General features: G+C 64.3%; 12 protein-coding genes and 1 pseudogene. 9 read left to right on the top strand and 4 right to left on the bottom strand.

The genetic code is table 11. The annotated features are described in order from the left end of the window. Positions 1–33 precede the first annotated feature (33 nt). The 9 genes from XH91_RS19270 to XH91_RS19230 all read left to right on the top strand — a co-directional run bounded on the left by XH91_RS19270 (position 34) and on the right by XH91_RS19230 (position 8,842). Positions 34–1,227: an acyltransferase family protein gene (locus XH91_RS19270; protein WP_164933801.1), complete on the top strand. Its 1,194-nt coding sequence runs from the start codon at positions 34–36 to the stop codon at positions 1,225–1,227. Between the two features lie 51 nt (positions 1,228–1,278). Then, entirely contained in the window at positions 1,279–2,418 is a 1,140-nt protein-coding gene (locus tag XH91_RS19265) for a cysteine desulfurase family protein (RefSeq protein WP_128952028.1), read from the top strand. Between the two features lie 113 nt (positions 2,419–2,531). Continuing rightward, complete coding sequence (gene sufB, locus XH91_RS19260; RefSeq protein ID WP_128952027.1) at positions 2,532–4,028, top strand: Fe-S cluster assembly protein SufB; 1,497 nt, start codon at positions 2,532–2,534, stop codon at positions 4,026–4,028. A gap of 61 nt (positions 4,029–4,089) precedes the next feature. Then, entirely contained in the window at positions 4,090–4,842 is a 753-nt protein-coding gene (gene sufC / locus XH91_RS19255) for a Fe-S cluster assembly ATPase SufC (protein ID WP_128952026.1), read from the top strand. A gap of 11 nt (positions 4,843–4,853) precedes the next feature. Beyond that, positions 4,854–6,158 carry a Fe-S cluster assembly protein SufD gene (gene sufD, locus XH91_RS19250; protein WP_128952025.1) on the top strand — a complete coding sequence of 435 codons (1,305 nt, stop codon included), beginning with the start codon at positions 4,854–4,856 and terminating at the stop codon, positions 6,156–6,158. Continuing rightward, complete coding sequence (locus XH91_RS19245) at positions 6,155–7,402, top strand: cysteine desulfurase (protein WP_128952024.1); 1,248 nt, start codon at positions 6,155–6,157, stop codon at positions 7,400–7,402. The genes sufD and XH91_RS19245 overlap by 4 nt, the downstream gene beginning before the upstream one ends. After that, entirely contained in the window at positions 7,399–7,770 is a 372-nt protein-coding gene (locus XH91_RS19240; RefSeq protein WP_128952023.1) for an SUF system Fe-S cluster assembly protein, read from the top strand. The genes XH91_RS19245 and XH91_RS19240 overlap by 4 nt, the downstream gene beginning before the upstream one ends. Positions 7,771–7,818: 48 nt before the next feature. Continuing rightward, positions 7,819–8,217: a HesB/IscA family protein gene (locus tag XH91_RS19235; RefSeq protein WP_128952022.1), complete on the top strand. Its 399-nt coding sequence runs from the start codon at positions 7,819–7,821 to the stop codon at positions 8,215–8,217. Between the two features lie 181 nt (positions 8,218–8,398). Beyond that, a complete protein-coding gene (locus XH91_RS19230) occupies positions 8,399–8,842 on the top strand; it encodes a TfoX/Sxy family protein (RefSeq protein ID WP_128952021.1) in 444 nt (147 codons plus the stop codon). Here XH91_RS19230 and fabA read toward each other — a convergent pair. From fabA to XH91_RS19210, 4 genes and pseudogenes are all read right to left on the bottom strand, one after another. After that, positions 8,843–9,371: pseudogene (fabA, locus tag XH91_RS19225) on the bottom strand (bifunctional 3-hydroxydecanoyl-ACP dehydratase/trans-2-decenoyl-ACP isomerase). A 95-nt stretch (positions 9,372–9,466) separates the two neighbouring features. Then, entirely contained in the window at positions 9,467–10,534 is a 1,068-nt protein-coding gene (locus XH91_RS19220) for a GGDEF domain-containing protein (RefSeq protein ID WP_128952020.1), read from the bottom strand. Positions 10,535–10,663: 129 nt separating this feature from the next. Continuing rightward, positions 10,664–12,181: a DEAD/DEAH box helicase gene (locus XH91_RS19215; protein WP_128952019.1), complete on the bottom strand. Its 1,518-nt coding sequence runs from the start codon at positions 12,179–12,181 to the stop codon at positions 10,664–10,666. A 281-nt stretch (positions 12,182–12,462) separates the two neighbouring features. After that, the gene (locus XH91_RS19210) at positions 12,463–13,425 is read right to left on the bottom strand and encodes a helix-turn-helix transcriptional regulator (RefSeq protein ID WP_128952018.1); all 963 of its coding nucleotides are present in this window, start codon (positions 13,423–13,425) and stop codon (positions 12,463–12,465) included. Positions 13,426–13,494: the final 69 nt, after the last annotated feature.

The raw sequence follows: 13,494 nt of genomic DNA, 5'->3' as shown, positions 1-13,494 counted from the left end.
CGCTGATATCGAGAGATTAGGGAGCAGAGATTCATGTCAACACTACAGCAAGCATCAGGTTCGGAACGACGCATCGATCTGGACTGGGTGCGGATTTTAGCCTTTGGGCTGCTGATCTTCTACCATGTTGGCATGCTCTATGTGTCCTGGGGATTTCACATCAAGAGCGAGCACCGGCTGACCTTTCTCGAACCGGTGATGCTGGTGCTCAATCCCTGGCGGCTGTCGCTCTTGTTCCTGGTCTCCGGGGTCGCCAGTCGCTTCATGCTGGATAAGGTCCAGCTCGCGGCGTTCGTTCGGGCGCGATCGGTGCGGCTGCTGATTCCGCTGGTCTTCGGTATGCTCGTGATCGTGCCGCCGCAATCGTATCTGCAGATCGTCGAGGCCCTCGGCTATCCCGCCGGTTTCGCCGACTTCTACTTCAATCACTATCTGGCGTTCGGCGCGCAGTTCTGTCCGACCCCCTGCATCGTGCAGCCGACCTGGAATCATCTTTGGTTCGTGGTCTATCTCTGGGTCTACACCATGGCCCTGGCCGTCGTGCTGGCGCTGTGGCCGGCGGCTGCGAACCGGATCGGCCAGAGGCTCCCGGCCGTGCTCGCAGGGCCATGGCTGCTGGTGCTGCCGTGCCTGCTGTTTGCAGCCTGGCGACTATCTCTCGCGCCGATCTTCCCATCGACGTATGCTCTGTTCGGCGACTGGTACAACCATGCCGACTATGCGACCGCGTTCCTGATCGGCTTCCTGCTCGCACGCGAGGGCCGCATCTGGCATGACATCGAGCGGCAACGCTGGGTGACTCTGATCCTTGCCGCCGCTTGCTTTACCTCTTTTGTACTCGTCTATGTCGGCGCGTTCCAGCGCTCGCCAATGCTGCGATGGTTCGCCAACTCGGCCTATGGCTGTTACCAATGGCTGGCGATGGTCGCGGTGCTCGGCTTTGCGCGGCGCTATCTGACGGCCGACGGCCCGGTCCGCCGCTATCTGACCGACGCGATCTTTCCCTTCTACATCGTGCATCAGACCGCGATCATTGTGGTCGCGTACGCGCTGCGCGGCAGCGGCCTCTCTGCGGGAGGCGAGGCTGCACTCGTGATTTCCGCCACCGCGCTGACCTGTGTGGCGACCTATGAGATCGTGCGGCGGAGCGGCTGGTTGCGGCCGTTGTTTGGGCTGCGGATGGAGCCGCGTTCCGTCGCCGGGATCGCGCAGCAACAGCCGTCCTGATGTGCGGCGGCGCCCGATTGGCGCGATGCCAAAAGGTGCTAAGAGGGCGCCATGCCAAGCCGTGTCTATCTCGACTGGAATGCGACCACGCCGCTGCGTGCCGAAGCGCGCGCCGCGATGCTGGCTGCGTACGAACTGATCGGCAATCCGTCCTCGGTCCATGCCGAAGGGCGGGAGGCGCGGCGGCTGGTCGAGGAGGCCCGCGCCGCGCTGGCGGCGGCCGTGGGCGCGCTGCCGCGGAACGTGGTCTTTACGTCCTCCGGAACCGAGGCCAATGCGCTGGCGCTATCGCCCGGCCTTCGCGGCTCGTCGGGTGGGCAGGTGCGGCGGCTTCTGGTCTCCGCGGTCGAGCATGCCTCGGTGCTGGCGGGCGGCCGGTTCCCTGCTGAAAGTATCGGCCAGATCCGGGTCACCCGCTCCGGCGTGGTCGATCTCGACCACCTCCGCGGGCTGCTCGCCGATGGTCCGCCGGCCTTGGTCTCCATCATGGCGGCCAACAATGAGACCGGGGCGCTCCAGCCCGTGGCTGAGGCGGCAGGGCTCATTCACGAGGCCGGCGGCCTCGTGCATGTCGATGCGATCCAGGCGCTCGGGAAAATTGCGTTCAATCTTAACGCGGTAGGCGCGGACCTTGCGACGTTTTCTGCGCACAAGATCGGCGGCCCTAAGGGTGTCGGTGCGCTTATCGTGGCCGAGGGACTTGCCGGATTGGAACCGGTGCTCCGCGGCGGCGGGCAGGAACTCGGCCGGCGGGCGGGAACCGAGAATGTCGCGGGGATCGCTGGCTTTGGCGCCGCGGTGAAAGCCGCCCTTCAGGCTCTCCCTGAGGATGCGAAGCGGATGGCAAGCCTTAGAGACCACTTGGGAATTGGTCTTCGCGGAATTGCGGGAGCGATTGTCTTCGCTGAAGATGTGAAAAGGTTGCCAAATACCGTTTTGTTTACCGCGCCCGGCCTGAAGGCCGAGACTGCGGTGATCGGATTTGACCTCGAAGGAATCGCCGTTTCTTCCGGCTCGGCCTGTTCCTCGGGCAAGGTCCAGCCGTCCCACGTGCTTTCGGCAATGGGGTACGATGCCACCGTTGCCCAAGGAGCGGTGCGCCTCAGTCTGGGCTGGTCCACGGCACCTGAGGACATCAATCGGGCGTTGGAGGCTTGGCGAAAGCTCGGTAATACCCTACTTAGAGCCTAAGCGACGAAACACGGCTTGAACCGTTCTAAGCCCGTGCTTTCCGCATAGAAACATCGTAATAGTCGTTCGAGTTTGATCCACCGTGGTCCTTGAAACCACGAGCGGAGGATGGAATGCCAGCCGTTCAAGAGACGGTCGAGCGCGTCAAGCGCATCGACGTCGACCAGTATCGTTATGGGTTTGAGACCCTGATCGACTCCGAGAAGGCGCCCAAGGGGCTTTCGGTAGAGATCGTCAAATTCATCTCCCAGAAGAAGAATGAACCCGCCTGGATGCTCCAGTGGCGGCTGGAGGCTTTTAGGCGTTGGCTGACCATGCAGGAGCCGACCTGGGCGCGCGTCGACTATCCCAAGATCGACTTCCAGGACCTCTATTACTACGCGGCGCCGAAGCCGAAGAAGACGGTGACCTCGCTCGACGAGATCGATCCGGAGATCCTGAAGACCTACGAGAAGCTCGGCATTCCCTTGCGGGAAGTCGCCATGCTCGAGGGCGTCGAGCCGAAGGTGGGCGAGGAAGACCCTGCGCGCCGCAAGATCGCGGTCGATGCTGTCTTCGATTCGGTCTCGGTTGCGACCACCTTCAAAGCGGAGCTGAAGAAGGCCGGCGTGATCTTCATGCCGATTTCAGAAGCGATCCGCGAGCACCCGGAACTGGTGCAGAAGTATCTCGGCTCGGTGGTCCCGACCTCGGACAATTTCTACGCCACGCTGAACTCGGCGGTGTTCTCCGACGGCTCGTTCGTCTACGTGCCGCCGGGCGTGCGCTGCCCGATGGAGCTGTCGACCTATTTCCGCATCAACGAGCGCAACACCGGCCAGTTCGAGCGCACGCTGATCATCGCCGATAAGGGTTCCTACGTCTCCTATCTCGAAGGCTGCACCGCGCCGCAGCGCGACGAGAACCAGCTGCACGCCGCCGTGGTCGAGCTGGTCGCGCATGACGATGCCGAGATCAAGTACTCGACGGTGCAGAACTGGTACCCCGGCAATTCGGAAGGCAAGGGCGGCATCTACAATTTCGTCACCAAGCGTGGCGACTGCCGCGGCGCCAACTCCAAGATCTCCTGGACCCAGGTCGAAACCGGCTCCGCCATCACATGGAAGTATCCGAGCTGCATCCTGCGCGGTGATAATTCGCGCGGCGAGTTCTATTCGATCGCGATCTCGAACGGCTTCCAGCAGGTCGATTCCGGCACCAAGATGATTCATCTCGGCAAGAACACGTCGAGCCGCATCATCTCCAAGGGCATCGCCGCCGGCAAGTCGCAGAACACTTATCGCGGTCTCGTCACCGCTCACCGGAAAGCCACCGGCGCGCGCAACTTCACCGCGTGCGATTCGCTCCTGATCGGCGATAAATGCGGCGCACACACCGTGCCGTACATCGAAGCAAAGAACTCCTCGGCCACGTTCGAGCATGAGGCGACGACCTCGAAGATCTCCGAGGACGTGCTGTTCTACTGCATCCAGCGCGGCCTCTCGCAGGAAGAGGCGGTCGGCCTCGTCGTCAACGGCTTCGTCAAGGACGTGCTGCAGCAGCTGCCGATGGAATTCGCGGTGGAAGCGCAGAAGCTGATCTCGATCTCGCTTGAAGGGTCGGTCGGTTAACACCGACCCTCGCAGCGCGCTTTGCGCGCTCCAACATCATCTGAATAGACTGGATACCAAGATGGCTTTGCTTGAAGTGAAAGACCTCAAGGTTCGTGTCGAGGAGCGTGAGATCCTCCACGGGCTGACGCTGACCGTGAACGAGGGCGAGGTGCACGCGATCATGGGGCCGAACGGCTCCGGCAAGTCGACGCTCTCGCACGTCATCGCCGGCAAGCCCGGCTACGAGGTCACCGACGGGCAGATCCTGTTCAAGGGCGAGGACCTGCTGGAGATGTCGCCGGACGAGCGCGCCGCCAAGGGCGTGTTCCTGGCGTTCCAGTATCCGGTCGAGATCCCCGGCGTTGCCACCATGACCTTCCTGCGCACCGCGCTGAACGCACAGCGCAAGGCCCGCGGCGAGAGCGAATATTCGACGCCGGACTTCCTGAAGAAAGTCCGCGAAGTCTCGAAGTCGCTGAACATCCCGCAGGACATGCTCAAGCGCGGCGTCAATGTCGGCTTCTCCGGCGGCGAGAAGAAGCGCAACGAGGTGCTGCAGATGGCGCTGTTCGAGCCGAGCCTGTGCATCCTCGACGAGATGGATTCGGGCCTCGACATCGATGCGCTGCGCATCGCAGCCGACGGCGTCAACGCGCTGCGCTCGCCGAAGCGCGCGATGGTCGTGATCACCCACTATCAGCGGCTGCTCAACTACATCGTGCCCGACGTGGTGCACGTGATGTCGAGGGGCCGTGTCGTGAAGAGCGGCGGCAAGGATCTGGCGCTGGAGCTGGAAGCGTCCGGCTACGCCCAGTTCGAGGACGCCGCGTAAGGAATGTTGCGATGAACGTTGCTGTGGCAAAGACCGGGAGCGGCCGCGCGGTGAGCGATCTCTTCGCCAGCGCCGAAGGCCGCCTGCCGGGTTCGCCTGATGTGATCGCGGTGCGCCGCGAGGCGTTCGAGACCTATGAGCGTCTCGGCCTGCCGCATCGCCGGATCGAGGAATGGAAATACACCGACCTGCGCGCGCTGGTCGGCGAGGTGCTGCCGCTGGCAGCCGCTCCCGATGCGGCCGCGTTGAAGCGCGCCGCGGAGGCCGTGAAGTCCCATGCGATCGCCGGCGCCCGCAAGCTGGTGCTGGTCGACGGCGTGTTCGCGGCCGACCTGTCCGACGTCAAGGCGCTCGCCGCCGAGGCGGGCTTCAGGACGCTCCGCGAGGCGCTGGCGAAGGACGCGGGTCCCCTGAAGACCGTGTCGACCGACGCCGTGATCGCGCTGAACGCTGCGATGGCGACGGACGGCGTGGTGCTCGATATCGCGGACGGCGCACAGCTCTCCGCTCCGATCCAGATCCTCCACATCGCGACCGCCGCGGCCGCATCGAGCTTCACCCGTTCGCAGGTCGCGATCGGGAAGGGCGCGCGCGCAACCATCGTCGAGAGCTTCATTTCGGCGGGCGCCAAGGCCTATCAGGTCAACGACGCCGTGCTCGTCACGATCGGCGACGATGCCGACGTCGCGCATATCCGCCTGATGGATGACGCGCCCGACGCGGTAAACGTCTCCTCGCACTTCGTCACCGTCGGTGCCGCCGTGAAATTCAACTTCTTCAACATGACCACCGGCGCCGCCGTGAGCCGCCTGCAGGGTTTCATCATGCTGGCAGGCGAGGGCAGTGAGCTCTCGGCCAACGGCGTCAATTTGTTGCAGAAGACCGAGCATGGCGACACCACGCTGGTGGTCGACCATGCCGTGCCGAACTGCGTCAGCCGCGAAGTCTTCCGCGCCGTGATCGACGATCGCGCCCATTCGGTGTTCCAGGGTCGCATCATCGTCCGTCCCGACGCGCAGAAAACCGACGGCAAGATGATGACGCGGGCGCTGCTGCTCTCGGATGAGGCCGAGGCCGACAACAAGCCCGAGCTCGAGATCTTTGCCGACGACGTCTCCTGCGGCCACGGCGCCACCGCCGGAGCGCTGGACGACAGCCTGTTATTCTATCTGAAGGCCCGCGGCCTGCCCGAGAAGCAGGCCCAGGCGCTGCTGATCCAGGCGTTCGTCGGCGAGGCGATCGAGCAGATCGCCGACGATGTCTTGCGCGAGCACGTGATCGGCATTGCCGAGCGCTGGCTGGAGCGGCGGTCATGAGCACGCATCCCGCAGTCAGGAACGGCGCCTACGACGTCGCGCGCGTGCGCCAGGATTTTCCGGCGCTCGCCATGCAGGTCTACGGCAAGAATCTGGTCTATCTCGACAACGCCGCCTCGGCGCAGAAGCCCAGCGCCGTGCTCGACCGCATGACGCGAGCCTATCAGACCGAATACGCCAACGTGCATCGCGGCCTGCATTACCTCGCCAATGCGGCGACGGAGGCTTACGAGGGCGGTCGCACCAAGGTGGCGCAGTTCATCAACGCGCCGCGAACGGAAGAAGTGATCTTCACCCGCAACGCCACCGAGGCGATCAATCTGGTCGCCTCGTCCTGGGGCGGGCCGAACATCGGAGAAGGCGACGAGATCGTCCTCTCGATCATGGAGCACCACTCCAACATCGTGCCGTGGCACTTCCTGCGGGAACGCCAGGGCGCGGTGATCAAATGGGCGCCTGTTGATGACGAGGGCAATTTCCTCATCGACGAGTTCGAGAAGCTGCTGACGCCCAAGACCAAGCTGGTCGCGATCACGCAGATGTCGAATGCGCTCGGCACCATCGTGCCGGTCAAGGACGTGGTGAAGATCGCGCACGCGCGCGGCATTCCCGTGCTGGTCGACGGCAGCCAGGGCGCGGTGCATCTCCCCGTCGACGTCCAGGACATCGGCTGCGACTTCTACGTGTTCACCGGCCACAAGGTGTATGGCCCGACAGGCATCGGCGTGCTCTGGGCCAAGTACGACCACCTCGTCGCGATGCGCCCCTACAACGGTGGCGGCGAGATGATCCGCGAGGTCTCGCGTGAGATCGTCACCTATGGCGATCCCCCGCACAAGTTCGAAGCGGGAACGCCCGCGATCGTCGAGGCCGTCGGCCTTGGGGCGGCGATCGACTACGTCAATTCGATCGGCAAGGAGCGCATCGCCGCGCACGAGGCCGACCTCACCGCCTACGCCCAGGAACGCTTGCGCGAAATCAACTCGCTGCGGCTGATCGGCACGGCGCGGGGCAAGGGCCCGGTGATCTCCTTCGAGTTCAAGGGCGCGCATGCCCACGACGTCGCGACCGTGATCGACCGCCAGGGCATCGCGGTGCGTGCCGGCACCCATTGCGTCATGCCGCTTTTAGAGCGGTTCAACGTGACGGCGACCTGCCGGGCCTCGTTCGGCATGTATAATACGCGAGAAGAAGTCGATCATCTGGCACAGGCGCTGCTCAAGGCGCGGGATTTGTTCGCATGAGTGACACGGCCGAAATCAAAGCCAATCCGATGCAGACCCATTCGGCGCTGCCGCCGGAGGAGACCGAGCGTCTTACCCGCGAGATCATCGCCGGGCTCAAGACCGTATTCGACCCGGAAATTCCGGCCGACATCTATGAACTCGGCCTGATCTACAAGGTCGAGATCAAGGACGACCGTTCCGTCGATGTGCAGATGACTCTGACGACGCCGAACTGCCCGGCCGCAGGCGAGCTGCCGACCATGGTGGAGAACGCGGTCGCCAGCGTTCCCGGTGTCGGCGTGGTCGACGTCAAGGTTGTCTGGGAACCGGCCTGGACGCCGGAACGCATGAGCGACGAGGCCCGCCTCGTGCTCAACATGTGGTGACGCTGCTCTCGACATTGAAATTGCTCTGCAAGGGACCACATCTCTGACATGACACAGGTCACACCAGCCTCCACTCCGAAGCCGCGGCGTCCGCGCCCACAGGTGATGCGGCTGACGGACGCTGCCGCCCAGCGCATCACCGAGCTGACCCAGCGCGCCGATTCCGAGATCGTGGGTCTGCGCGTCGGCGTGAAGAACGGCGGCTGCGCCGGCCAGTCCTACACGGTCGAATACGCCCACGAGATCCGCCCGACCGACGAGGTCGTCGAGGACAAGGGCGTCAAGATCCTGGTCGATCCCAAGGCCGTGCTGTTCCTGCTCGGCACCGAGATGGACTACAAGGCCGACAAGATGCAGGCCCAGTTCGTCTTCAACAACCCCAACCAGATCTCGGCCTGCGGCTGCGGCGAATCGGTCGAGCTGCGCCCGGCCAAGATCGACGGGTAAGCCCGGTTCTGTCGTCTTGCTCCGCCGTCGTCCTGGCGAACGCCAGGACCCATACCGCGTGATCTCTCGATCATGGGAGGTGTCGGTACCGCGTGGCGTAACTTCTCATCTTCGCTAAACTCCTCCCTGGGGTAGTGGGTCCTGGCGTTCGCCAGGACGAGGATGGGGAGGCAGCTTGGCCATGGACCGCGAATTCCTGATCGACCTGTTTGCCGATTTCGGCCCCGTCACCATCCGAAAGATGTTCTCCGGCCACGGCATCTCCGTCGAGGGCGTCAACTTCGCACTGGCCTTGCGCGCCGGCCTGTTCTTCCGCGCCGACGAGGTGACGATCCCGGACTTTGAAGCCGAGGGCTCCAAGCCGTTTCAGTATTCGACCCGCGCCAAGACCGTGCTGGTGAACTCCTACTGGGAGCTGCCGGCGCGGCTGTTCGACGATTCCGAGGAGCTGGCCCGATGGGCGAGGGCGGCGCTTGCGGCCGCCCGGCGCGCCAAGGTGAAGAAGCGGCCGAAGGGGAAGAAGGTTGCGAACAAGCCGGCGAAGAAAGTCACCAAGCCCGCAAGAGCAAGGAAGACGTCGACCAAAAAGGCGTCGGCGCGAAAGCGCGCCAAGCGGACGGCTTGATCAATCCACGGCCTTGGTCAGACCAACCCTCATATCCTTCGCGACGAACACGCAGATGCCGTCGGCAATCACGCGCCCATCCGCGATTCCGAGCACCAGCTTGCCGCGTCGGACCATGCGCATGGAAACCTCGTAGCGCACGCCTTGCGCGGTGGGCCTGATTTCGCCGGTACACTCGACCTCCGACGCCGATGGCGCGACCCTTGCCAGGGGAGCCCGACCAGCCGAGCCAGTAGCCGATCATCTGCCACATGGCATCGAGCCCGAGAGTGGGCGGCATCACCGCATCGGCGTGATAATGGCAATCGAAGAACCAGCGATCTGGTGTGATGTCGAGCTCGCCGACGATATGGCCCTTGCCGTAGTCGCCCCCATCCAGGCTGATTTCGGTGATGCGGTCCATCATCAGCATCGGCGGGGCCGGCAATTGCGCATTGCCCGGGCCGAAATAGCCGCCTTCGCTCGATCTCAGCAGCTCGTCCCTGGTGTAGGACGGCTGCGGGGTATGAAAATCATGAGGATTGGGCAAGCGACAAGTCCTCGCGGTCTTCTGCGGTGAGGCGGCGAGGAAGATGTCGTTCGCCGGGTTGGAATGTCAAGCGGAGCCGGATCTCGCGGTCCGCCTCACGCCACCCGGTTGTGCGTCTCGACCGCGAATTCCGGATCGACTTCGCAGATCACGCGATTGCGGCCGTTGCGTTTGGCCGCGTACAGGCAGGCGTCCGCGCGCTCGATCAGTGCGTCGGTATCGTCGCCCTGTTTCAGCATGGAGACGCCGACGGAGATGGTGACCCGGCCGAGGATCTCGCCGGTGGACTTCTTCTTCAATTCCTTCGCCATCACGGCGCGGCGGATATGGTCGGCGACGGTGAGCGCCTGGCGCATCGCCGTATTGGGCAGCACCACGGCGAATTCCTCGCCGCCGTAGCGCGCGGTGATGTCCTGGCCCTTGATGGTCTGTTTCAGCGACAAGCCGACCAACCGGAGCACCTGGTCCCCGGTGAGGTGGCCATAGGAATCGTTGAACGACTTGAAATGGTCGATGTCGAACAGCAGCAGCGACAGCGGCTCGCCGCTCGCAAGCGCGCTCTGCACCGCCATGCCGATCATGCGGTCGAAATATTTGCGGTTGCCCAGACCCGTCAGCGGATCGGTGAGGCTCTCGGCACGGATCGCTTCCAGGCTCTGCTGGAGATTGCTGATCTCGTTCTTGGAGAGCGTCAGCCGGTCTTCCAGCACCTTGTTGGTCTCGCGCATTTCACCGGTCGAGCGTAGCAGCGCTTCGACAATCGTCTTGATCTGCTCGCGGCTCTTGGCCGAGGACAGCTGCGCCGTCGCGCCCGACAGGCTGGCGTCATACGAGCCGGTCATGCCGAGCGCGTCGCTCAGCACCGTCATCACGTCGTCGATCTCGCCGATGACGCGCGCACCGACCTTGTCGATGCGGTCGGTCGTTTTGATGTGGGAGAGATAAGTGTCGTAGATCTGCTCGAGATCGATTTCGGACAGCTTGCCGTTGCGGGCCAGCGTCTCGTTGATGATCTTGTTGAGCGGCGCGTTATAGCCGGTCGCGTAGACGTACCAAATCTCGTAATTGCGGGGAATTGCAGTCTGCTTCAGCGATCGGATCTGACCGAGCGCCACCTCGGCGAACGCCATCGTGCGTTCGTGTTCGTCGAGCACTTTGACCACGGAACATACCCCAAAGCGCTCGGTGCGCCCACCGACCGCAGCAATGCTTAAATTATGTTCGTAGGCTAACGGACGATCATGAACGGTCGGTAAACGTCCGACCGTTCAACTCAGGCGTGCAACGTGGCCTCACGCGCCGGCGGGGGAACGAACCGGCCGCAACAAAAATGCCGGGAGATGCGAATGATCGCCGGGCTCGGTGTCGGCTTCCCGCTGCCGACGCGGCTCGGGCCGCCCGATCGATGGCACGTGGGACGTACTGGCCTGTTGGCGCGAGCCGTGGCGCGCCTCGGACGATGGCCGCGCTTCGCGCTGCGGCCTTGCCTCGCGCGCGGGCCGCTCGCCGGCGGGCCGTGCTTCGGCCGAATGTCTGGCTTCGCCACGCGGTTCGTGGTTGCGCTCACGATCGTGTCCGCGCTGGCCGCGCTCGCGCTGCGGCTTGCCGCGTCCGCCGCGAGACCGCTCGCGTCCGCGCTCCTCGCGCGGGCGATCGCTCTGCTCACCGCTGCCAGCATGCACCTCGTAATCGCCTTCCGCGCGCGGAATGCTCTGGCCGATCAGTTTTTCGATCGCGACCATCGACTTCTGGTCGAGCGGCGTGACGATCGAGATCGCGGTGCCGGTGCGCCCTGCGCGACCGGTGCGGCCGACACGATGGACATAGTCGTCGGGATGGTGAGGGACGTCGAAATTGAAGACGTGGCTGACCTCGGGAATGTCGAGGCCGCGGGCGGCGACGTCGGAAGCGACGAGGAGGGGCAGCTCGCCCTTGCGGAACTGCTCTAGCGCGGCCATGCGGGCCGGCTGGTCCATGTCGCCGTGAAGCGCGCCGACACTGAAGCCGTGCTTCTGCAGTGACTTGTGAACGATCGCGACCTCACGCTTGCGATTGCAGAAGATGATCGCGTTCTTGAGGTCCTTGGCCTCGCGGAGCAGGCGGCGAAGCAACTCGCGTTTTTCATGTGCCTCGCGGCCGGCCGGAACCTGTGACTGCGTGACCGTGACGGCGGTGGTGGCGGGCTTGGAGACCTCGACCTTCTGCGGATTGTGCAGGAAGGCCTCGGTGATGCGCCGGATTTCCGGCGGCATGGTCGCGGTGAAGAACAGGGTCTGCCGCGTGAAGGGGACGAGCTTGCAGATGCGCTCGATGTCGGGAATGAAGCCCATGTCCAGCATGCGGTCGGCTTCGTCGATGACGAGCAGTTCGACGCCGGTGAGCAGCAGGCCGCCGCGCTCGGTATGGTCAAGCAGCCGGCCCGGGGTGGCGATCAGCACGTCGACGCCGCGCGTCAGCTTGGCATCCTGATCGCCGAACGAGACGCCGCCGATCAGGAGGGCGACGTTGAGTTTCTGGCCGGCGCCGTAGCGGTCGAAGTTTTCCTTCACCTGCGCCGCGAGCTCGCGGGTCGGCTCCAGGATCAACGTGCGCGGCATACGCGCCCGGGCGCGGCCCTTTTCGAGGATGGTGAGCATCGGCAGCACGAAGGCCGCGGTCTTGCCGGTGCCGGTCTGGGCGATGCCGAGTACGTCCTTGCGTGCGAGGACGTGAGGGATCGCCTGTTCCTGAATCGGGGTGGGGGTGGTGTAACCGGTGGCCGCGACTGCGGCGAGGACTTTTTCGGACAGTCCGAGATTGGAAAAGGACATTGAGCCTCTGGTCGAAACCGCCGTTCGGAATCGAGGGTAAAAAGGCTGTCGCGTTCCACCCCGAAACGGCGCGCTCTCAAAGAAGCTGGGGGTGCTGACTCACGCGAACAAAGCGCCAGGCTCAGGAATCGCTTTTCGATCTGAGCCGCGTCGCCACGGAACATAGGGCGGAATCGGCCAAAGTCAATGGAGCAGGCGCGGGAAGGCCCTAAAAACCCTTAGGTTTTTGCCCAAATCACGGGCGAGGCTGGGTTTTCAGCTGCAGCGGCCATGGGCGGTGGTTAACGCCCCCCTGCGGCCTGAGCGCGGAAATCGCCGGGCGCCATGCCATAGGCGGCGTTGAAGACCCGGTAATAGGTCGCAAGGCTCTCGAAACCGCAGGCGGTGGCGATGTCGGCGATCAGCCGGTCCGGCGCTTCGCGCATCAGGCGGCGGCTTCTCTTCAGCCGCTCCTCCGTCACGGTCTGCGAGAAGCTGCGCTCGGCGACCTCGAACAGCATGTGCAGATGACGCACGGAGACGCCGAGCCGGTCGGCCACCTGCGCCGGCGCCAGATCCGGGTCCTGCAAATGGCGCGCGATCAGACGCCGCGCCAGTGACAGTCGGGCGGCCCGCAGCGCGGCCTGTCCGCGCCGGCTGCCCGGCCTGACGATGCCGCGCTCGATCAGGGCTAGATGGCCCAGCGCCTGCACCAGCGGGGCGGCGCCCGGCGACCCCTCAACCGCGGCCGCCTCGCCCAGATCGGCAAAACAGGCATCGAGCAAGGGCGCCAGGATGGCATCGTTGAACGTCTTGGGCGCAAGCTCGCGCATGCGCTTGTCCTGCGTCGCAAGGCCGCTGACGGGAATCTTCAGGATCCGCAGATGAAAGCCGGCCTCGCCCAGCGGCCTGGTGCGGTAGGGCAGGTCGGTATGGCTGGTGGCAAAACTGCCATTGCCAATGGCGAACTCGCTCGAGCGCATGCCGCCGAACCAGCCGCCGCCGCCAAGCTGCTGGTAGACGCAGATGCTGTCACCCGGCGCGTTGCCGATGTCGGATGGGCTGCGTTCGACCCCATAGGGCGAGGCCTTCAGCTCGACGAGCGCCCCGGGGCCGAGCTGACTCAACGAGAATTCCCCGTAAAACCCTGTCCGCTGTCCGCGCTCGAGCTCAGCGGTGACCCCGAACAGCCCCTTCGCGCGGACCTCGCGCCAATAGTCGAAGCGGTCATGAGGTTCGACTTCGTCGGTACACCAGCGGAACACGGCAGCCCCTCGCTTGCGCGCAATTGCCCTAGAAAAAGCAGATTCCAGCCGAATCTGCCATAGGCCAGA

It is taken from the genome of Bradyrhizobium guangzhouense, from assembly GCF_004114955.1.
Classification (GTDB): domain Bacteria; phylum Pseudomonadota; class Alphaproteobacteria; order Rhizobiales; family Xanthobacteraceae; genus Bradyrhizobium; species Bradyrhizobium guangzhouense.
The sequence above is the reverse complement of the archived record's forward strand: the minus strand, read 5'-3'. Positions and strand labels throughout refer to the sequence as shown.